Genomic DNA, 19,722 nt, shown 5'->3' on the forward strand with positions numbered 1-19,722 from the left:
AGCGCAAAAAGCCCGATATTTCAGCCTTTAGCATAGCCGAAGAAAGCCTCGGGGCTTTCCACTTCAATCAGCTTTTTTCGATCAATAACCCAGAAACGATTGCCAATATTGCGCACGAAACTGCGATCATGCGAAACAATCAGGCTCGCGGTTTCATCGCTCAGCAGTTCTGCTTCCAGCATTTCCTGCCCATCAATGTCGAGGTGATTGGTCGGTTCATCAAGAATGTAGAAGTTTGGCTTTGTAAGCCGCAGAACCAGCATGGCAAGCCGCGCCTTTTGTCCGCCCGAAAGCCGCGACAAAGGTTTGGCCTGCATCTCAAGCGTCATACCGGCACCGGCAAGCAAGGAACGTGCTCGCTGGTCGCCGACATCGAAACGCTTCATGATCGTTTCAAAAGGCGTCCAGTCACCTTTCAACTCAGACAAAGCCTGATCACTATAGCCCAGCACGAGCGAAGGCGTCGCTTTAATGCCCGCAAGCGATTGTTCTGGATGAATTATAGCTTCCCGGACCTGTGTGAGAAGCCGCGTTTTGCCGGTTCCGTTCGCGCCAAGCAGCACGATTCGATCGCCCGGATTGATCCAAAGCTGGCCGGTTTTGTAGAGAGCCCGACCGTCAGGCGTCGCAATCTCGGCCTGACCAATCACAATCAGCGCTTTGGCATGGCTACCTCGCCCATCAAGCTTGATCTTGCCCGCAGAGCGCTCAACATGCGCTGCTTTAGCACTTTCCTCAATTTTCTCGGCACGCGCACGCAATTGTTTGGTTTTCACGACCAGCAAATCACTGCCCGAATTGATACCGATATTGTTGAGCTTGGCGGCCTGTCTGCGCAATTGCTGAACAGTTTTCATGTCCTTTTCAAACTGGCGCGCATCAGCCGCATCAATCTCGTCAAGCGCCACACGCGCTTGGCTGTACGGCAACGCAAAGACGAACGACTTTTCTGCACGCAGGAAAAGTGTGCGTTTCGTGACCTCATCGAGAAAAGCACGATCATGGCTGCATACGATCACGGCGACTGAACGGGGCAGTGCATCAAGCCAGTTTTCCAGCAAATGCACTTTTTCAAGGTCGAGGTGATTGGTCGGCTCGTCGAGCAAAAGCACGTCAGGCTCGGAAACCCATGTGCGCGCCAGCAGCGCAAGCCGTTGCCAACCTCCGCTTAATTGTCGAACAGCAAGATCGCGCAGTTCTGCCGGAACATTCAAATCATCGAGCACTATGTCTGCGCGCCAGCTCTCATAGTCGCGCGCATCTTCATCCAATCCACTGAGGACCAGATCATAAAAAGAGAGGTCCATCAGGTCGTCGGCAACATACTGGCTGACATAACCAATTTTCAGCCCACGCGAGCGGGTAATGACACCGCTGGTCGGCTCACCTTCGCCAACTATAAGGCGTAAAAGGCTGGTCTTTCCACGACCATTAGCGGCAACAATACCCAGACGTTCACCCTCACCCACGACAAAATCGAGGTTAGCGAACAAGGTCTGATGAAGGGTAAGCGAAAGATTCTGAACAGATAAAAGAGACATGGCAATAGGCCCAATTTGGCCAAGCACTGGCGAGCAGTTCTCAAACAGCTTCAATCAATGTGCTTGCAAATTTTTGGCTACAGCAAATAAAGCTGAGCCTTCAGAAAAGGCAGAAAAAGACTGTTCTGTAAGTCTTAATCGGCCCTGCACAATTTACTGTTGCAGGGCAAAATCAGGGCCATACTGACGATGACGGTCGTGACGCGTCACATCCATATTACAGCCCTCCTTTTCCATTGTGTCTCTCTATCGTACTATTCCGATGCAGTCTTCTTAGCAAAAACGCTGCCGCCCATCAAGAGCGGCAGCTTTAGCGAGCAATCAGCCAGCGCGTTCGATGCGGATCATCTGCGGCTTGTTGACCAGATGATCATCCTTAAGAATCACCTCAAGCGCCTTTTTAACAGCGGATTCGGTCGTTTCATGGGTAACAAGAATGACTGTCTTGATACCGTCGCTGACATCGCTATCCATCAGCGGGCGCTGGACAATCGATTCAAGCGAAATGTCATTTTCGGCCATGCGCTTAGCGATAGCGGCAAAAGCACCGATGCGATCATAAACCGTCAAGCGAATGAAGTAGCCGCCAGCATGCTTGCGCATTTTAGCGCGCTTATATGGCTGCAAGGCTTTCGCAGGCGTTCCAAAAACAGGACCATGCTGGAAGCCAGGGCGACTCTTGGCAATGTCAGCAATATCGCCAATCACCGCCGATGCTGTGGCATTACCGCCAGCACCCGGACCCGAAAGCAGCAGTTCGCCCAGAAGGTCAGTCTCGATTGCAACCGCATTGGTCACGCCATGGACCTGTGCGATTACCGACGAGGTTGGCACCATTGTTGGATGAACGCGCTGTTCAATGCCAGTATCGGTTTTCTGCGCAACGCCAAGCAACTTGATACGATAGCCAAGCTCATCAGCGGCGCGAATATCGGCAAGTGAAATATTGCTGATGCCTTCGAGATATATATCGTCAGCAGCGATCTGGGTGCCAAATGCGAGGCTCGTCAGCAGCGCAAGTTTGTGCGCCGTGTCGTTGCCTTCAATATCGAAAGTCGGATCAGCTTCGGCATAGCCAAGGCGCTGTGCATCTGCGAGACAATCCTCAAACGAAATGCCCTCTTCCCACATCCGCGTCAGGATATAGTTACAAGTGCCGTTCATAATGCCGTAAACGCGCGACACTGTATTGCCAGTCAACGATTCACGCATCGCTTTGATAACGGGGATTCCGCCTGCAACGGCCGCTTCAAAGTTAAGAAGAACACCTTTTTCTTCGGCAATTTTGGCAAGCGAGACGCCATGCTTTGCAAGAAGCGCCTTGTTGGCAGTCACAACATGATGACCTGCACGCAATGCAGCTTCAACAGCAGATTTAGCCGGACCTTCATCGCCGCCTATGAGTTCAACAAAAACATCGATATTCGCACTTTTCGCCAGTTCGACTGAATCATCAAACCATTCAATGCCAGAAAGATCGACACCGCGATCGCGCGAGCGGTCACGAGCGCTCACCGCTGTAACAACAACCGGCTTACCGCATTGACGAGTGAGCATTTCGGCCTTGTCACGTAGAATACGCAACACCGAAGCACCAACGGTGCCCAGTCCGGCAACGCCGATCCGCAATGCATCACTCATTGTTCTGTCTCTCTGAATTGTTGAATTATATGTGGTGGGAAACAAGGACCGACCAGAAGACGGCCCTCGCTTTATCTTAAAGGCTGTTAACGGCGACCTTCAAGCGGAATGATGTTTTGCACATTCTCGTCCTTGGCAGACAGGAAGCGCTTGATGTTGCGAGCAGCCTGGCGAATGCGATGTTCGTTTTCAACCAGTGCTATACGAACATATTCATCGCCATGCTCACCAAAACCTACGCCCGGAGCAACAGCAACATCAGCCATTTCAACCAGCAGCTTGGAAAATTCAAGCGAGCCCAACGCGCGGAAACGTTCTGGAATCGGAACCCAAGCGAACATGGTTGCCGCTGGTGGCGGCACATCCCAGCCTGCGCGGCCAAAACTGTCGACGAGCACATCGCGACGCTGCTTATAGACGTTACGGACATAAGCAATGTCAGAACCGTCGCCATTGAGTGCTGCGGTTGCTGCAACCTGAATTGGCGTGAAAGCACCATAATCGAGATAGGATTTAACGCGCGTCAGTGCTGCAATCAGACGCTCATTGCCAACCGCAAAGCCCATACGCCAACCCGGCATCGAGAATGTCTTCGACATCGAGGTGAACTCGACCGCAACATCCATAGCACCCGGCACTTCAAGAACCGATGGCGGAGGATTGTTATCGTCGAAATAGATTTCCGAATAGGCCAGATCAGAAAGAATGATCAGATCATTCTTACGCGCGAAATCGACTACATCCTTGTAGAAATCAAGGGTCGCGACATAGGCAGTCGGGTTCGACGGGAAGTTCAAGATCAGCGCAAGCGGCTTTGGAATGGAATGCTTTACCGCACGATCCAGCGCACGGATGAACTCTTCATCCGGCTTTGCAGGGATCGAGCGAATAACACCACCCGACATGATGAAGCCGAACGAATGAATTGGATAGGTTGGATCCGGGCAAAGTACGACATCGCCGGGCGCAGTGATCGCCTGCGCCATATTGGCGAAGCCTTCCTTGGAGCCAAGCGTAGCCACAACCTGCGTATCCGGGTTGAGCTTCACGCCGAAACGGCGCGCATAATATTGTGCCTGCGCACGACGAAGACCGGGAATACCCTTTGACGACGAATAACGATGCGCGCGCGGGTCCTGCACCGCTTCGCAAAGCTTATCGACAATGTTCTTCGGTGTTGGCAAATCAGGGTTACCCATTCCGAGATCAATGATGTCGGCTCCGGCCGCTCGCGCTGATGCCTTCAGGCGGTTAACCTGTTCAAAGACATAAGGTGGCAAACGACGGACTTTATGAAATTCTTCCGACATGATCCTGTTCCAGAAGGGAGTTGAATGAAACGGCGCGCATGCGCCGCGTTTGGAGCTATACACCTGTTATCGAATCGGGTCGAGACTTGTTACAGTTCTGCGACGAAGCTTTTATTGACGAAAAGCCTCTTATTCCCCGGCTTCGATCTGCTTCAGTGTAGCGGCGGCTTCATCCTGCGCTTGCTTGCGCAATGCGGCAGCTTGAGCAGGAGTGAGCGTACTTGCGGACGAGCGTGTTGCGGCCAATCGCGTGCGATCAGAATCAAGACCAGACATCATCTGCGCCTTTTCTTCCGGCGTAATCTGGACGGTGGCAGCTTTCGGCATACGTCCAAAGGTCGGATAGGTATCAGTGCGCTTCGCACCTTCCTGCGGCGTACCCTGAAATTCAGGACCGCCAGCACAACCCGCGAGAAGCGCCACGGCTGTTGCTGCCAGCATGATATTGGCAAACGTCCGCGTGCTCTTGGTCATATGTCGGGTTCCAATCCTGGTGTTCTTCACTAATGTCTGTTCTTGCGAAATCTATAACTCGCCCGACGCAGATAATATATCGGAAAGTGGATAGCACCAACTCGCTACGTCATGTCAACAACCGAGTTGCGACCCGGCACAATCCTTACGCTTCAAAAGCACGTTCAACAACAGGTATAACCAAAAGTTACAATTAGTAATATTGCGTTATTTTTACGTAAAACAAAAGTGAAATCCGATTTATTCAAACACTGATCACTTTCAATAGTTGCGTTTGGCAGTTAAAAACCCTAAAAATTGGTTACAACTTATCATTTGGTAACTTGTCTACTCATGCTTTAGACCAACTGCATTCACGATGAATTTGTAATAAGGCATTGAAGAAATTGAACTATCTAAGCTGGCCTTCATTGCCGGTCTTTGTGAGTAAAGCTGCTTGAAAATGCTTTAGCGCGACTCACATGGGGAAGCCGATCTCCCCAAACCAAACGAGATCAGGATTTTCCGGCTCGTTAAAATGGTCAAGCCCATCTGTATGGGACATCGAGCTGGAGCAGATATTGAAATTCGCAGTAGCAACGCACACGACGACAAGAAGACTACTTTCTGGTAGCGTAGCCTTGCTCGCGCTCGTTCTTACATCTTGTACATCGACCAGTAATGGCACCTCACCATTACAAATGACGAATGACCCAGATGGTTCCGTCATTGCTGAAACTCTTCAAAGCGCGGCCGACCAAACAGTAGCAGCTGAAACAGCCAAAGAATCAACAAAGCCAGCGGCAGCTGAAAAAACAGCTCCCACCGAAAACGCAAAAACAAATCCAACAGCGACCGCATCTGCAGAAGGCGCACCGAAACAGGAAGCGCCTGTTCAGGTTGCAGCCCTCGCCTCAGAGACAAAATCCAGTTCATTGTTTGGTATGTTTGGCAAAAAGCCAGTTGAAGCTGCTCCTGCAGCACCAGAACAAGCGTCGGAAACTCAAAAGCCTGAAGAACAAGCCACGACAGCGGCACCTCAATCAAAGCCCGAACCGGAAGCAGCTCCGGCAACTGAAGCTTCCAAGCCCGTTGAGGCGGAAAAGCCAACACAGGTTACGTCGCTTTTCGGGTCAGCGAAGAACGCAAATGCTTATGTCGCTCCACAGCGCCCAGCAACAGCTGGTCAGGGAAGCATTGCTCGTCTCTTCAACGAAGATAATGCTAATGGGGAAAGCAAAGCAGAAAACAAGAAACTTGCTGTTGTGCGTCCAACAAAAAAATCTACGCAAGAATATAATTATGCCCTTCCCGGCGTGCGCGCCAATGGCGGGTTTGAAATCAAGCATCGCAAAAGTATTTATGATGACAGCGATATAGATGCGAATGAATATGATGATTACGCATCCGTTCAGCTCGCATCGGCACCAGGACTTGCTCGTCTAGCCCCCAACGGCCTGAAAGTTCAGCGCGAGACTGTGGATGTCGCTTGCCTGAAGCCTCAGCTTGTTTCCATGCTCAAGACTATGGAACGGCACTTCCGCAAGCCGGTCATGGTCACTTCTGGCTACCGTAGCCCGTCTTATAATCGCAAAGTGAATGGCGCCCGCAAATCACTGCATATGATTTGCGCTGCGGCTGACATTCAAATCGACGGCGTGTCGAAACACGAAATCGCACGCTACGCTCGCAACATGTCCAATCGCGGTGGTGTTGGCACCTATTGTCATACGACGTCGGTGCATGTGGATATCGGTCCGGAGCGCGACTGGAACTGGAGCTGCAAGCGATAAACAAGACAAAAGCCGGGTCATATTGCCCGGCTTTTTTATTGCATTTCAGTTAGATAGCTCTTTTACCCACAAAATACACGCCGCGAAAATTAGCCTCGCATGATATTTTTATGAAAAAGTCGAATTAAGGGCTTGCGAGTCACAATCTTCCTGCATATAAGCCCACTCACACCAGCAACAGGCGCCCATCGTCTAGCGGTTAGGACAGCGCCCTTTCACGGCGCAGACAGGGGTTCGATTCCCCTTGGGCGTACCACTTGCTGGTTTTTCTTTTTCCAGAAAAATAATCAATCTACTAAAAGCGACTTGTCGCAAGCGCGCTTTTCCGCGCAAGCATGACTTCAGCTTGCCGCCCTATCTCATTGTTTTCAAAAGCACCGTGCAGAAAAATCTCCAAATAAAATTTTCTTGGATTTTTTCTAAAAAGGACTTGCGCATCGGAAATTTCCTGCATATAAGCCCACTCACACCAGCAACAGGCGCCCATCGTCTAGCGGTTAGGACAGCGCCCTTTCACGGCGCAGACAGGGGTTCGATTCCCCTTGGGCGTACCACTCGCTGGTTTTTTATTCTCCCGAAAAATTGATATCTTGCTGAGTGACATTCCTCAGATAGCAATGCTAGGCACTGTCCATAAAACTTGAAATTGGACAGCAAGATTATGGCTAAAACGACCGCTATCGTACCAACTGCTCACGCCAGCCGTTATTTGCAGCAGCTCTGCAAACATTGGACACATAAATTTTCCATTGAATTCACCCCAAAGCACGGCCGAATTGATCTCGGTGAGAATCGCATCGTTACTCTTGATGCAGATTCGGAAAAACTCACAGCAATCGTTGAGGCTCCGCAAGAAGCCCTGTCACAGATTGAAGATGTTGTCGCAAGCCACATCATACGCTTTGCATTCCGTGAAGAATTGGCTTTCAACTGGGTAAAAGAATAACCCTTATTGGCTCTCACACTTTGCCCGCAAAATGCCGCGAATAAACATTTTCGCATCATATTGCGGGCTAAATTAAGCGTGAAGTTTCCACCAGTTCAAAAGCAATTTGGTGGCGACCGTGATTACCAGCGAAACAAAAACAACACTCACCTTACTCGGCGCTGGCCTTATCGCAACTATGCTCGTACTGAGTGCCGATATGCGTTGGGCAGATATCTTCACAGCGCTCTTCTAAAGCCACTGACGCTTGCATCGGAGCATATATCCGCCTAAATCGGACCATGCTTTTCAACCCTCCTCTTGTGACAGGTCGCCTTGAGCGCCGCTATAAGCGCTTTTTGGCCGATGTTACGCTCGACGATGGGCAGTTCATTACGGCTTCCGTTCCAAACACAGGATCAATGCTCGGCCTCACGGCACCGGGATCTCGCGTTTGGTTAAGCGTTTCAGATGCCCCTCACCGGAAATATCGGCACACTCTGCAAATTGTTGAAGCTGACAATACACTTGTCGGGATCAACACGGGGCTGCCGAATAGAATCGCCGAAGAAGCCATTCTTGCCGGCATGATTCCAGACTTGAAGAATTACGGTCTTCTCAAGCGCGAACAAAAATACGGTAAAAACTCACGCATCGACATATTGCTTGATGAAGGTGAGCAGCCACGTGCCTATGTGGAAGTGAAAAACGTTCACTTCATCCGCACCCCTTGCGTTGCAGAATTTCCCGACACAATGACTGCGCGCGGTGCGAAACACCTTGATGAGTTAGTCGATGTCGTATCTGCTGGCTATCGGGGCGTGATGGTGTTTATTATCCAGCGAAACGATTGCGACAGATTCAGCATCTCAGGCGATCTTGATCCGACTTATGCGCGCGCATTTGACCGCGCACGCGCGGCCGGGGTTGAGGCTTGGGCTATTCGATGCCACATAACAGAAAACGGCATCAGTGCTGAAACAGTCGTGCCTATAGAATATTAGAAAGACGGACCGAGATGGTGACTTATATCGAAGCAACGAGCGCGCCGATGAAATATACCGGGCAGATCAGGCTTTATGGCCCAGACGCCTTTGAGGGCATGCGCAAAGTCTGCAATCTTACTGCTCGTTGCCTTGATGCATTGAATGACATTGTGAAGCCAGGTGTCACCACTAATGAAATTGATCGTTTCGTTTTTGAATTCGGCATGGATAATGGCGCTTTCCCAGCGACACTGAACTATCGCGGTTACACAAAGTCCACCTGTACATCGATCAACCATGTTGTTTGCCACGGCATTCCAGATGACAAGCCTCTGCGTGAGGGTGACATCGTCAATATCGACGTGACGTATTTGCTTGATAGTTGGCATGGCGATTCAAGTCGCATGTATGCGGTTGGCGAAATCAAGCGTGCAGCCGAGCGCCTTCTTGAAGTGACCTATGAAAGCTTGTTGCGTGGCATTGAAGTTGTAAAGCCCGGCGTGAAAACGGGCGCCATTGGTGCTGCCATTCAGACCTATGCAGAAGGTGAACGCTGCTCAGTGGTACGCGATTTCTGCGGCCATGGCGTTGGTCAGCTTTTCCACGATGCACCGAATATTCTTCATTACGGCACAGTCAACGAAGGCGTTGAAATCAAAGAAGGCATGATCTTCACGATTGAGCCGATGATTAACCTTGGCAAGCCCGGCGTTAAAGTTCTTTCGGATGGCTGGACCGCAGTTACGCGCGACCGCTCACTGACTGCGCAATATGAACATACCGTTGGCGTCACCAAAGACGGATGCGAAATCTTTACACTTTCACCGAAAAACGTTTTCGGTCCGCCATCCATGCGGTAAGCTAACTTAAAATTGTCGACTGTTTCTGCGGGGGTTTAAACAGAATGGCACCAAAGGACAAAAGTCCGGGAAGCTTCGACTTTCCCGGCTTCAACGAGGGCATACGCGTTCAGGCGCCCCTCGAAAAGCCACATCATCTGGGCCACCGAGATCGGTTACGACTGCGCTTCAAGACTGCACCGGATGCACTCGCTGACTATGAGTTGCTTGAGCTACTGCTATTCAGAGTTATCCAGCGCGCGGATACAAAGCCGCTTGCGAAGTCGTTGTTAAGCCGCTTTGGGACAGTTGCGGAAGTATTGGGCGCTCCTGAAAAACTTCTGGCTGAGACCCCCGGCATCGGCCCCTCCATCGCACTTGAACTCAAGATCGTTGAGGCAATCTCCAAGCGCTCCGCACGCAGCACCGTAATGGAGCGCGAAGTTCTTGGTTCTTGGAGCCAAGTCATCGCTTATTGCACCACCGCAATGGCCTATGAAACGCGGGAACAATTCCGCATTCTTTTCCTTGATAAAAAGAACCGCCTCATTGCAGACGAGGTGCAGCAACAAGGGACAGTCGATCACACACCAGTCTATCCGCGCGAAGTTGTGCGGCGTGCATTAGAGCTTTCGGCGACAGCAATTATTCTCGTCCACAATCATCCCACTGCCCCCATTTCGATCACGCTAGATCACGCTCAATACCATTGAAACACAATGATTTTCTGGCTTGTCGCGCTACCGGATATCATGGCATATTGGGGTCGGTTTTAAGGGGATCGAAGCCCTTTTTGACCCCAGTCGCCGACCCCACAAAACCGTCTGGCGACCCCACTTGGAAGCCAACGGGAGACCCCAGTGCCAAGCCTTACAGATGGAGAAATACGCCGAGCCCTTAAACAGGTAGAGCAGACCGGAAAGCAGCTTAGCCTCGTCGATGGCGAGGGACACGGAACCGGCCGCCTGGTTCTGGTAATGAAGCCAATGCCAACCCGTGTAACAGCGGACTGGATGGCTCAGCAGTGGCGGGACCAGAAGCGGATCAAGAAGAAGCTCGGATCTTATCCCGCGATGCCACTCTCGAAGGCACGAGAGGTCTTTCATCGCGACTTTGCCGACATGATCCAGAAGGGTCGGAGCATCAAGATCGCTGGCGACACGCGACCTGGTACTGTCGCGGACCTTTTCGAAGCCTATGTCGCCTATCTCAAGGACGCAGGGAAACCTTCCTGGAAGGAAGCCGGAAAAGGGTTGAACAAAGTCGCGGACACACTCGGACGCAACCGCCCGGCGCGCGATATCGAGCCTGAGGAAATTACCGACGTAATCCGCCCTATTTACGAACGTGGAAAGCGATCGATGGCTGATCACGTCCGTAGTTATATCCGATCCGCCTATAGCTGGGGCCTGAAATCAGAGCACGACTATCGATCGTCCTCTTCTCGACGCTTTCGCCTCGTCTACAACCCTGCGGCGGGCATCCCAACGGAGCCGAAGAAGGTCGGGACGCGCTGGTTGGATGAGGAAGAATTCCTGCGTCTCTATCGGTGGCTCGAGTGCCCCGACACTCCTGTCCATCCGCCCTACACTAGAGCAGTCCGCATTCTCATGCTGACCGGTCAACGCGTCGAGGAGATCGCTCGGCTGCATATCGATCAGTGGGATGCCAAGGAGCGCATAATCGACTGGTCCAAGACAAAGAATGGCAAGCCCCATGCCATCCCGGTGCCCAGCGCCGCCGCCGATCTCATCGAGTCCATCACACCCAACGCACACGGCTGGTTCTTCCCTTCGGCGAAGGATCCATCGAAGCCGGTCAGCCACGGCACGCTCTACTCCTTCATGTGGCGCCAACGTGACCGAGAGGTGATCCCTTACGTCACCAACCGAGATTTGCGTAGAACCTGGAAGACGCTGGCTGGCAAAGCCGGACTTTCCAAGGAGATCCGTGATCGCCTCCAAAATCACACTCTTCAGGACGTCAGCTCAAAGAGCTACGACCGCTGGAACTATATGCCTGAGAAGCGAGCCGCCATGGTCAAATGGGATAAATTCGTCCGCGCACTTTTGGCCCAAAAGCGGGGCAACCGCGCCCTAAGGAAAGCGGCATGAACAAGTGCTCACTCCTTCCCGCTGCGATTTTCGCGTCACTTGGTTTCACCGCCCCGGCCGCTGCCGATCCCTGTGAAGGCCCTCTCCCGAAGCAACCCGGGGCTACCTGGACTTGCCCTTATTTAGTGGAGGGGTTCTGTCACTAATTTACGGTTTATCATCTCGAACTGCATCGGTGATTTGTATCCGAGTGCAGAATGTCTGCGCACAGGATTATAGAAGCCGTCAATGTATTCGCCAATGGCTTTGATTGCATCCTTACGTGTGTAGAACACAGTGCGCCAGATCAGTTCCGACTTGATCGTTTTGAAGACGGTTTCCACCATTGCATTGTCATAGCAATTTCCTTTGCCGCTCATGGATGGAAGCATTTTGTGAGCTGTGAGGATTTTGCGATACTCATAACTGGCATACTGGCTTCCTCTGTCCGAGTGCTGGATCAGCCCCGGCTTTGGTTGACGGATTGCAATGGCTTTCTTCAAAGCACTGATCGCCAGATCCTTCTTCATCCTATCGCGTGCTTCCCAGCCGATGATGCGACGCGAATAAAGATCGACAACGATTGCCAGATATAGCCAGCCTTCTGCCGTCCATATGTAACTGATATCGACACCCCATTTTTGATTAGGCCCATCACAAGTGAAGTCCTGATCCAGAAGATTGGGAGCGACGGGCTCACCATGATTGCTGTCGGTCGTGCGTTTGAAGCGAGTTTTCTGCCGGGCTTTAAGGCCGTTTTCACGCATCAGTCGCGCCGTGCGGTGACGTCCTGCTCGAATACCTTCTTCGTTCAGTTCGACATGCATTCGAGGGCTGCCATAAGTTTCACGTGACAGCTCAAACTGATTACGAATATGCGCCAGGATGATCATATCGTCGAGCTGACGACGACTGGGCAAACGATGCTTCCATGCATAATAACCGCTGATACTGACGCCTGCGAAAGCGCACAGCCGTGACAGAGACATATGAGCCTTCTCCGTGTCGATGAACGCAAACTTCATCGACTTGTCTCCCGAGCGAAGAAGGCCGTCGCTTTTTTTAGTAGGTCACGTTCCTGTCGCAGGAGTTCATTTTCCTTACGAAGCCGGGCAAGTTCCTCGCTCATGTCCTCATGCGGACCAGAAAGCAGATCCTTCTCAGCAAAATTGCGACGCCAGCGGTCAAGTGTTGATTTGCCAATGCCAAGGTCGTCCGCAACCGATGAAATGCTTCGACCACTCGTCGTTAAAATACGAACGGCTTCCCGTTTGAAATCTTCTGTAAATTCGCGCTGCTTCAATTCTAAGTCTCCTGTCAGTTTTATCTAACAGAAGCCCTCCACTTTTGAAGGGGAAGTCCAGCGGGCCTGGACATCTCGATGAAGCCGCCTAATGCTGCGCAATCAAGCTTCCCTGAGTCGAGGGTGACGGTACCATCCAAAACGCATAGTCGTGATAAATGGCCAACAACAAGAACCAACACTACGTTCCGCGCGTTCACCTGAAGCCATTCACTCTGGACGGCGAAGGTTTAGCAATCAATCTTTTCAACATTGACCGCTTAAGGCCAGTTCAGAACGCTCCGGTTAAGAATCAGTGCTCGGGAGACTACTTCTACGGCAAGGACGAGCGCCTCGAACGTGCCATAAATTCCATCGAGAATCCGTACGGCGAGGTCGTGCGCTTTCTTAAGAGCGAGAATGCCGTCGTAAACGCGAAGGTCCAGATCGTCATCCAGCGGTTTGTCTACCTCCAACATTTGCGAACCGAGGCTGCCTCGCGAAAGGCGGCCGAAATGACAGCTGCCATGCACGACATCCCCGGTTCCGATATTCCGATGCCCGCCATCCGTGATGCCATGAAGAATGCGGTCCAAATGGCGATGTTGCATTTTGCTGACAGCATGCGCATCGTCGATGACTTAAAGGTCTGCATCGCGCGCAACCGCACGCACCGACCTTTCGTTACGTCCGATGACCCGTCGGTCCTCACGAATAGGTTGCACCTCCAGCGCCGTCACAAGGTGCTGCGGAGCTTTGGCGTCAAGACTGCGGGAGCCGTTTTCCTTCTCCCACTTTCTCCCCAACTATGCGCGATCGTGTACGATTCTGCCGTTTATCAGACCGGTCAGCGCTCAGGTTGGATCGACGTGATACGCGAAGCGGACGTGGACGCCATCAATGAACATCAGATCCTCAACTGCATGGCCAATCTTTATTTCCGGGATTGGGACTATCGAGATGAACTCGCCCAGCACGTCTCGGTCCGGCGGAAACTGAGGCCTAACCAGCGGCATACTGTCGTTCATGCGGTGCTCGACTACACCACGGAATGGGGTAGTCGCTACGCAGTAAAGGAAATTGAGGATATCCGAGAGGAGGAGGAGGTCCTCGTTCACGTCAAGACCAACCATCCGGAGCCATCTGCGTGGCCGTCCTTCTTACGGTTTCGCCCGGACGCGAAGGCTTACTCGAACAACACTGGCGCTGGCCTGACACGCAGGTGGTGCCTTGAGCAGGGCTTCGTCACTGGCCTCAATTATAAGAAGGTTCGCGTCTGAGTGCGAAAATAGACGACAACCCTCGCGAACCCATTCTATCCCTCAAGTGGCCCTACCTCATCTAATCGTGACTTGAGCTACGCCAATATAGGTGGCTGCACTGCCTCATGCAGTTCACCTCCACGGCGGCCGATGATTGCAGCGACCGCGTCGGGGGCTAAAGCGGCAATCGACTCCCCGGTCAAATGACCCGCCCGGAAAAGCGCAAGAATCTCACCTCGTGTCAGAGGGAAGCCAAGGGCACTCAGCGGCAACGCTTCGGCTGGAAGACCGAGATCAAGCCGGGTGAGCAATAGCACTGCTGCTTCCTGATCCTCGGCCCGTTCAAGCACGATCGCGGCAATGCGCAGCGCGGACTCCAGCAGGAAACGAGAGCCGTCGGCGTAGCCGCGAATGTCGCCGTGCCCTACCCTGACGAATGCATTAGACGAGTATCGGGCCTCGATATCGTTGGTCGGTTCACCAGCGATCCAGTCGCTCACTATGAGCGCTCGCTTGCACCGGGCATAGAATGCAACATCGCTTTCAGCGCGATGCTGCAACGCGCGGCCCACTCCATGTCCGAAGCGGCCAAGGGCGGCCTGCTGCCACCGCGGCTCACCATTGCGGGTTTGCGGTGTGTAGTCCTCGTCGCGCTCCGGCAGGCATTCGACGAGTACAAGGAGGGCTTCCAGCGTCGCGTCGGCCGGGTCAACGCGACGCAACAGCTCAACGAGGCGCATCGCCGACTCGAGCGTGAGGGGCGACTCTCCGCAGGCTCTCCCAAGCATCGTCAGTCGGAGATTGTCGCCGTCTACCTCGATCAGGCCATCGGCGATCATACGGTCCAACAGCCGCTCCAGTGTCGGGACCATACGATCGCGCCACGCCGGATTCTGGAGGGCGGCGAGATAACCGCCATATGTATTTGCGATCAGGTCGACGACCGCTCCGCGCGGAACATCTCTGACCTGCGTTAGCAAACGGATCACCCAGGTGCCCGGCTGGTTCGGGTTGAACGATGACCGGATAACCTCTGGCTGACCCTGCACATATTGCCGGAAAAGTTGATTGCGCTCCATGGGAGTATCGGCGAGCAGGATAGCCTTCCCCTCAACTTCAAACCCCAAGCGACCGGCACGGCCTGCCATGTTCTTGTATTGAGCCACCGTGTACGGCTGCCGCTCGCGGCCAGGAAAATCGGTCTCGGCAATGATGACAGTAGATGCAGGCGTGTTCACGCCCGCTGCAACCGTGCTGGTTGCGACGAGCACTCTGATCTGGCCGTCTTGCCGGCGGAAGCCGCGCTCCACTGCGACACGCTCATCTCGAGTGAGATCGCCGTTGTGGAATGCGATGCCGCCCGCCAGAGCACGTCGAAGGCTCTCGGACATTTGGGAAAGGTCACCTTCGGGGAGCGCATCGATCACGTCTTGCGCTGCCGGAAGCCCAAGCTCGGCAGCGAGGTAGTTTGCGCAGCCGCTCGCCGGGCCACGCGCGTTGCGGAAGACGATGACTTTCTCACCTGCATCGATGAGATGGCGCACCAGCGGTACGATCACGTCTTGCGACGATTGATTTTGGCCACGCTGGCGGACCGCAAAGCGATCGAGGAATTGGACAGTTTCAGGACCGTTCGGCCCCAAGCGAGTCAATGCACCAGTTCGATCAAGCACGCCTTCCACCAATGGGACCGGCCGATGATCAGTTTGCAGAAGGCCGCAGCCGAGCCAGCGGTCGAAATGGTTGGCGTGACCGATAACCGCACTCAATGTGATGAGCTGCGGAGAAACGCCGCGTTGGCGTGCGCTCACAAGGTTCGTGAGCAATAGTTCGACCACCATGCCGCGACCTGGCTCAGTGATGAACTGCGCCTCGTCGAGCACGACCAGGCCAATCTGATTGAGCATGTGCGCGGAGGCGACCGACATGCTGAGGAACTTCTCGTAGGTGAAGAACGCGATGTCGTATTTGCCGCGCAGGACGGTACCGACCTGATCCTGCCAATCGCCGGAGCAACGAGCAATCCGGAGCCCCAGGCGATCCCCGTAGAGGGCAGAGAAGTCTTCAAATTTCTCGTTCACGAGCGCCTTGTAGGGCAGCAGGAACACTGCTTTGCGGCCATCCGCGATGGCCTTGAGCGCAGCCAACTCACCGATGAAAGTCTTTCCTGCACTGGTCGGCGCGACGACCATGAGCGAGTTGCCGTCCAGCACCCCCTGTTCGTTGACCGCTTCAATCTGAAGTTCGTTGAGCCCATGAGAAAAGCGCTCATGCCATGCGTCGACGGCTTCTTGCGGAATTCCCGCTTCCGCCAGTTCGCGAATGTCGCCGGTGGTCTGAAAATTGACCCGTTCGGGAAAGGCTTCACGATAGCGGGCACCGATCTGGCCGGGAGGAAGAACGAGATCGCCTTCGGTCTGGCCGAACATGGTCGGCGACTGGATATAGCCAAATCGCCCAGCATTCGCCGTGACAAGGCGAGTAACGCGATCGACGAGCTCAAGCACCCCGAGAGGGGCGTCTGCGGCCAGCAAAACGTCAATGACAGCCTTGGTGAAGAGGCCGTGCCGCGATTGGGGATCCTCTAGCGCCTCTTGGTCGGCTGCGGATGCGGCGAACAGGATACGTCCCTGACCTGCCACCTCGACGAGCGGGAAAGCCACTGCGTCACGGGGGACCAGGCCGGCATCGATCACGCGCGCCGGAGCACCGCCACTGAAGCAGCAATCCAGCAGCAGGATGACTGCACGCGCTCTGGTCTCTCGAAAACGCTGAGCGAGCTCGTCCATACCGAGCGTCGTGTTCGGCAGATCGGCTACATTCGTATCATGCAGAACCAGACGGTGGTCTTGCGTGCCGTGTCCGGCGAACCCGAGGATCACCACATCGTCTTCATCCGCGGCGCCGAGCGTCGCGTCGAGAACATCGCGCAGCGCAGCCAGTGTCGCGGCATCGTCCGTTATCAGGGGCGCGTGGAGATCGGCAATGCTGTCCGACAGCACCGCCCACAAAGCGGTGGCATCGCGCGAGGCTCCCGTCAGATCACCGATGAAGGGATCCGTATGCCGATCGATGCCGATGAACGCCCCCCGGATCATCGATCAGCCTCGCATCACCTGAACCGACGCGAAACCAGGTCGCTCGGTTTTGTCCACCGCAACAGCGGCGAATGTCTCCCGCGAGGCGACTTGCTTGTTGCCAACCTTCTCAAACCACACGCACCAAACCGCGGTGCCTTCGATCGACCAATACTCGCCGACCTGCTCAACCGTCATGATCGGTCCGCCCGATTTCAGCTGAACCGTATCGCCCGGCGCAAACTCCATAATTCCCCCCTCTCGCTCGAAGCTTTCATATCGACTCAAAGTTAGGTTGCATTGCTGCATTTTGCGAGATGGCCAGCCAAACGGGCCGTGATTTTCTACTCTTTTTTATCAATCAGCACTTCAATCGTCCAAGTAATGTCAAGTATCAGCTCGCGGGCTCGATAGCTGCGAGAGTTTGCGCTTGACCGGATAGGTCAGCGACTGCGGACGGATCGCTCTTTTAGAAGGAATCGTGGAAGTGCCCGCAGGCATGCCTCTCCGGCATGCGAAGCACGGAGATATCATATGCACTTATCCGACCTCTCAACTCGGTATGTCCGAACAGACGAGGCGGCCCTCTTTCTTGGTTTGTCGCCATGGACGCTCGAAAAGCATCACACCTTTGGAACTGGTCCAGTCTATCGCAAACTTGGTGCCCGGGTGGTCTACGCTCTCGAAGATCTGACGGCTTGGGCAGACCTGGGCACGACGACATCAACGTCCGACTCAAACAGCCAAATGGTACGCCCCGCCGCACGCCGAGCGGCAGAGTTTCGCCGCAAGGCATAGCGCCAATCACACTCGCGGACGCTCGCTATGGTCCGCACGCCATAGGGCGGCTGCGTATCGTGCCTGCATTTGTGCAACAGGCTGTTGCACAATTTATCATTCTAGCCTGGAGATACTGTGTCTGACCCTACTTATCTGACCTGCGAAGAGGTCGTCGAACGCTATCGTAACAAGGTCAGCGACGGCACGTTGCGAAACTGGCGATGCAAGAGAATCGGGCCGTCATATATCAAGATCGGCAAGGCGATCTTATATCCTACAGACGAGCTCGATCGATGGGATCGGTCAAACTTGACCGCGTGCAGGCGCATATCGTTCGCGTCTGCCGCCACAGATTAATCTGAGGCCGACACCAATTGAGATGGGGGCTGGCCTCGGAAACCTGACGACTGCGGTCCGCAGGCTCATCGGAAGTCAGCCCTTGTTGGTGCAGTGGCGATGAGTCATGAAAGTCATGCATCAGCGTGTAAGTCCGGTCCCGTGCGGGATCGGCCGGGGCACACCGGATTTTCGATTAGTCGAGGCGAATTACATACCCCTATTAACGGCTCCACTCCCACCGCGTCTGGTCGCAACATATTGATTAGTATGTAAATTTTCGAGAGCGCCGATAGGTGCACAATCACCCATCCGGTGATCCAACACCCTCTCGTGCTGACATCGACATGACAAAGCTTTTGGTCGATGCGGCCAAATCTTTGAGCATTTCTGTCCATGACCATATCATCATTGGCAAGCACGGACATGTCAGTATGCGCGGTCTAAAACTTATCTGAAACGCATGAGCAGCGTGTTCATCCTTCATTAAGCATACCGCCTGAAACAAAGGGCTTTACCCTCGATCTAGCTCGAATTTTCTTAAATTTGGACACAATCACAAGCGAGGACATAATCAGATTGAAGATAACCGGAATCGGCCCTTCAAAGTAAATCACGCATATTTTCCGTCAGCGTTTCGGGCGGAAAAACTGGAGTAAAAAATGTTGAAGCGTTCATACATCGCCGCGGCGTTCGGTGCCGCACTCGTTGCCTTTGCTGGCCCATCCATCGCTGCCGATATGATGGACAACAACAATTACACCTACAACGAACCTGTTGCATCGGGTCCACATGACTGGTCAGGCAACTATGTCGGTGCACAGATTGGCGCTTCTTCGTCGAAAGTTCCTGGCCCATTCACCAACCGCACTGGCCTTCTCGGTGGTGCAGTCGTTGGCAAAAATATGCAGAGCGGCAACATCGTATTCGGCGGTGAGCTGGAAGGCAATTTTGCTGAAGCCGAACATCGCATTGGCAATGGCGGCAGCCTCCAGCAGTCCTGGAATGCAAATGCCAAGGGTAAAGTCGGCTATGCTTTCGACAAAACCCTCGTTTACGGCACTGCTGGTTACGGCGTAACCAAGTTCAAAGCGAAGGATGCAACCACGTCTGGCCCAGGTTGGGAAGGCGGCGCACTGATCGGCGCTGGCGTTGAACAGGCAATTTCGGGCCCACTCTCCGTGAAGGCTGAATATGACTTCCAGCGCTTTGGTGACGTAAAGTCCAAGGTGAACGGTGTCAGTCAGACCAACAATCTCAAGAATCATTCGATCAAGGCTGGCGTGAACTACCGCTTCTAGTTATTCCGAAGCAGATCATTCCGCTTAAGCATTAACACATGCTGTTTTTGCACAAAGGGCTGCACTTAACGTGCAGCCCTTTGTTTTTGCACTGTTTCCAAGA

General features: G+C 53.5%; 17 protein-coding genes, 2 tRNA genes and 2 pseudogenes. 13 read left to right on the plus strand and 8 right to left on the minus strand.

Annotation, left to right across the window (positions count from 1 at the left end; all coding sequences use genetic code 11):
* Window positions 1-20: 20 nt before the first annotated feature.
* The 4 genes from U2P60_RS16240 to U2P60_RS16255 form a co-directional block, all read right to left on the minus strand.
* Entirely contained in the window at window positions 21-1,541 is a 1,521-nt protein-coding gene (locus U2P60_RS16240; protein ID WP_413573353.1) for an ABC-F family ATP-binding cassette domain-containing protein, read from the minus strand.
* Window positions 1,542-1,862: 321 nt separating this feature from the next.
* Complete coding sequence (locus U2P60_RS16245; RefSeq protein WP_413573354.1) at window positions 1,863-3,182, minus strand: homoserine dehydrogenase; 1,320 nt, start codon at window positions 3,180-3,182, stop codon at window positions 1,863-1,865.
* Window positions 3,183-3,268: 86 nt separating this feature from the next.
* Window positions 3,269-4,492, minus strand: coding sequence for an LL-diaminopimelate aminotransferase (locus U2P60_RS16250; RefSeq protein WP_313826652.1), 1,224 nt, complete (start codon window positions 4,490-4,492; stop codon window positions 3,269-3,271).
* 129 nt (window positions 4,493-4,621) lie between these two features.
* A complete protein-coding gene (locus U2P60_RS16255; protein ID WP_250044567.1) occupies window positions 4,622-4,966 on the minus strand; it encodes a hypothetical protein in 345 nt (114 codons plus the stop codon).
* A gap of 560 nt (window positions 4,967-5,526) precedes the next feature.
* On the opposite strand from U2P60_RS16255, the gene U2P60_RS16260 reads away from it, so the two are divergent.
* Window positions 5,527-6,738: a D-Ala-D-Ala carboxypeptidase family metallohydrolase gene (locus U2P60_RS16260; protein ID WP_413573355.1), complete on the plus strand. Its 1,212-nt coding sequence runs from the start codon at window positions 5,527-5,529 to the stop codon at window positions 6,736-6,738.
* A gap of 181 nt (window positions 6,739-6,919) precedes the next feature.
* Window positions 6,920-6,994: transfer RNA gene (locus tag U2P60_RS16265), tRNA-Glu, on the plus strand.
* 39 nt (window positions 6,995-7,033) lie between these two features.
* Here U2P60_RS16265 and U2P60_RS16270 read toward each other — a convergent pair.
* Window positions 7,034-7,192 carry a hypothetical protein gene (locus tag U2P60_RS16270; RefSeq protein WP_413573356.1) on the minus strand — a complete coding sequence of 53 codons (159 nt, stop codon included), beginning with the start codon at window positions 7,190-7,192 and terminating at the stop codon, window positions 7,034-7,036.
* Between the two features lie 25 nt (window positions 7,193-7,217).
* Here U2P60_RS16270 and U2P60_RS16275 point away from each other — a divergent pair.
* The 6 genes and pseudogenes from U2P60_RS16275 (at window position 7,218) to U2P60_RS16300 (ending at window position 11,602) form a co-directional block, all read left to right on the plus strand.
* A tRNA-Glu gene (locus U2P60_RS16275) sits at window positions 7,218-7,292 on the plus strand.
* A 107-nt stretch (window positions 7,293-7,399) separates the two neighbouring features.
* Window positions 7,400-7,684 (plus strand): DUF2218 domain-containing protein, encoded by a 285-nt coding sequence (locus U2P60_RS16280; protein WP_413573357.1) that lies wholly within the window; start codon window positions 7,400-7,402, stop codon window positions 7,682-7,684.
* A 281-nt stretch (window positions 7,685-7,965) separates the two neighbouring features.
* On the plus strand, window positions 7,966-8,667 hold the full coding sequence (gene sfsA / locus U2P60_RS16285; RefSeq protein ID WP_413573358.1) for a DNA/RNA nuclease SfsA: 702 nt from the start codon (window positions 7,966-7,968) through the stop codon (window positions 8,665-8,667).
* A 14-nt stretch (window positions 8,668-8,681) separates the two neighbouring features.
* Window positions 8,682-9,509 (plus strand): type I methionyl aminopeptidase, encoded by an 828-nt coding sequence (gene map, locus U2P60_RS16290; protein WP_313826656.1) that lies wholly within the window; start codon window positions 8,682-8,684, stop codon window positions 9,507-9,509.
* 44 nt (window positions 9,510-9,553) lie between these two features.
* Window positions 9,554-10,159: pseudogene (locus U2P60_RS16295) on the plus strand (JAB domain-containing protein); the annotation flags it as partial.
* A gap of 189 nt (window positions 10,160-10,348) precedes the next feature.
* Window positions 10,349-11,602 carry a tyrosine-type recombinase/integrase gene (locus U2P60_RS16300; RefSeq protein ID WP_413573359.1) on the plus strand — a complete coding sequence of 418 codons (1,254 nt, stop codon included), beginning with the start codon at window positions 10,349-10,351 and terminating at the stop codon, window positions 11,600-11,602.
* Window positions 11,603-11,724: 122 nt separating this feature from the next.
* Here the strand turns inward: U2P60_RS16300 and U2P60_RS16305 are convergent.
* Window positions 11,725-12,884, minus strand: a protein-coding gene (locus U2P60_RS16305) for an IS3 family transposase (protein WP_413570911.1) whose coding sequence is annotated in 2 segments (ribosomal slippage) — window positions 11,725-12,623 and window positions 12,623-12,884 — 1,161 coding nt in all. Because the reading frame shifts where the segments join, the coding sequence is not laid out codon by codon here.
* A gap of 158 nt (window positions 12,885-13,042) precedes the next feature.
* Between U2P60_RS16305 and U2P60_RS16310 the strand changes: the two genes are divergently transcribed.
* On the plus strand, window positions 13,043-14,143 hold the full coding sequence (locus U2P60_RS16310) for a DUF4238 domain-containing protein (RefSeq protein ID WP_413573360.1): 1,101 nt from the start codon (window positions 13,043-13,045) through the stop codon (window positions 14,141-14,143).
* Between the two features lie 77 nt (window positions 14,144-14,220).
* Here U2P60_RS16310 and U2P60_RS16315 read toward each other — a convergent pair whose 3' ends face one another.
* Window positions 14,221-17,223: a DEAD/DEAH box helicase gene (locus U2P60_RS16315; protein WP_413573361.1), complete on the minus strand. Its 3,003-nt coding sequence runs from the start codon at window positions 17,221-17,223 to the stop codon at window positions 14,221-14,223.
* Window positions 17,224-17,226: 3 nt separating this feature from the next.
* Entirely contained in the window at window positions 17,227-17,451 is a 225-nt protein-coding gene (locus tag U2P60_RS16320; RefSeq protein ID WP_413573362.1) for a YodC family protein, read from the minus strand.
* A 285-nt stretch (window positions 17,452-17,736) separates the two neighbouring features.
* On the opposite strand from U2P60_RS16320, the gene U2P60_RS16325 reads away from it, so the two are divergent.
* The 4 genes and pseudogenes from U2P60_RS16325 (at window position 17,737) to U2P60_RS16340 (ending at window position 19,619) form a co-directional block, all read left to right on the plus strand.
* Window positions 17,737-18,000: a helix-turn-helix transcriptional regulator gene (locus U2P60_RS16325; RefSeq protein WP_413573363.1), complete on the plus strand. Its 264-nt coding sequence runs from the start codon at window positions 17,737-17,739 to the stop codon at window positions 17,998-18,000.
* A 117-nt stretch (window positions 18,001-18,117) separates the two neighbouring features.
* A complete protein-coding gene (locus tag U2P60_RS16330) occupies window positions 18,118-18,339 on the plus strand; it encodes a helix-turn-helix domain-containing protein (protein ID WP_413573364.1) in 222 nt (73 codons plus the stop codon).
* Window positions 18,340-18,614: 275 nt separating this feature from the next.
* Window positions 18,615-18,776 (plus strand): annotated as a pseudogene (locus U2P60_RS16335) (JAB domain-containing protein); the annotation flags it as partial.
* Between the two features lie 204 nt (window positions 18,777-18,980).
* Entirely contained in the window at window positions 18,981-19,619 is a 639-nt protein-coding gene (locus U2P60_RS16340; RefSeq protein WP_313826658.1) for a porin family protein, read from the plus strand.
* The last annotated feature ends 103 nt before the right edge of the window (window positions 19,620-19,722 follow it).

The organism is Brucella sp. H1_1004 (assembly GCF_047308065.1).
Taxonomy (GTDB): Bacteria; Pseudomonadota; Alphaproteobacteria; order Rhizobiales; family Rhizobiaceae; genus Brucella; species Brucella pseudogrignonensis_B.